We start from the raw sequence: 1,524 nt of genomic DNA, 5'->3' as shown, positions 1-1,524 counted from the left end.
CAAAAATTTATAATATTTCCTATCTCTCGATATATCAACTTTTGTCATAAATTTTTGTCTATCCAATATATAATCTATCACTCTTTAAAATTATAACATTTACAGCATTTTATAGATACAGAAAACTTTCATTAATAGATAATGGATAATTACCTATGGTTAAAATCTTTACGGAATTGAATGTGAGGAAATATTATTTCTTTTTCCGCTTGAAAGGGTCGGCTAATAAAGCTGAATTATTGAATTAAAATTTATTAATTATTAATTTTTCGGTAAGTAAGAAAAACAGGAAGCGAAATTATGTAAAAATCATTTTTAATGTTTATCAAATGTTTATCAAACAGGATTGAGTCGCGCAACCCCACCTTTTAAGACGAAATATTTTTGGAACCTTGCTCAAATCCCCCTTACAAAAATAACTTCTGACTTCTGACTTCTGACTTCGTTAAAAAGGATAGATTCCTGATTTTTCTGTTTCAAGATATTGAGCAAATTGTTCTGCCATAAAACGAGTAAATTCCCTTGCACCTCTGTCATTTAGGTGCGCGAAACCCCATCTACTTTCAACTTGATATAAAGTAGGAAAATTTCGGGATTGTCTAAAGCAAAAACTGCCGATTTATTGTACCGTTTATACAATTCGATTGCTGTTGATTCTTGATATTCCAAAGTTGGAGATATAAAAAGAATGGGCTTAATTCCCTGTTCTTCGATGCGATCGCACATATTTTTGAGAACCTTCAAGCTATAAGTTTTAGAGAAATTAATTGATGCAGTGTTCCTTTGCTTCAACTTATCTACCCTTTGATAATAATCATCTAAATTATTTAAAAATCTTTGCCGACGACCAATCTCACTTTTAGCAGGTTTTTTTTTCCCATCTGAAGCAGAATATCCAGATTCTTGTATCAACAGTTTGGAGTATGGTTTTTTTAGAAATTCAACTAAATTAGAACCTAAGACTTTTTCTGACCAAAAATCAGAAAATCTACCCATCCATAAAGTTCTATAGAATAGACTTTTTAAGTTACCATAAGCAGTAGAAAACTTTTTTCGCAAGGGCTTTTCTTGTTCCAAGGTTATACCTAAAGCTAAGATAGTTTCCTTGGGAGTATGCCAATATATACTTCTGGCAGAATCTGCATTACTTAAGTGCTCATACAAACTATCTTGATATTCTATAAATAACCACTTTAAATTAGCCGGTTTTAAAGCAATAATTGTTCTTAAATAAAAGTCTATCTCTGCTACTGTTGCTCCACCAAATCCTAAGTTAAAAGATTTGATTTCTACGTTTTGTTCTGCCATTAATTTATCAAATAAATTAGGTACTATACCGTGAAAAGTTGTACTAGGACCGATAAAAATAGCATTATATTCATCTTTGTGTTCGGCAAAGTTTTTTAACTTAAGACTAACATAACTAGGATAATTAGGAATGTTAGGATAAGGAAAAATTATATTGGCAAGAACAAAAACTACTGTTAATGTAATTATGAAAATAATACTGTAAGTAGTTGCTGC

The 1,524-nt window shown here is 30.6% G+C and carries 1 protein-coding gene; it reads right to left on the bottom strand.

Going from position 1 to position 1,524, the window contains the following annotated elements:
* Window positions 1-537 precede the first annotated feature (537 nt).
* The coding region (locus SAGCYANO_RS05540) for a hypothetical protein (protein ID WP_202219164.1) at window positions 538-1,524 on the bottom strand (987 nt) is incomplete at its 5' end.

This window comes from Okeania sp. KiyG1 (assembly GCF_014132355.1).
Classification (GTDB): Bacteria; Cyanobacteriota; Cyanobacteriia; order Cyanobacteriales; family Microcoleaceae; genus Okeania.
The sequence above is the reverse complement of the archived record's forward strand: the minus strand, read 5'-3'. Positions and strand labels throughout refer to the sequence as shown.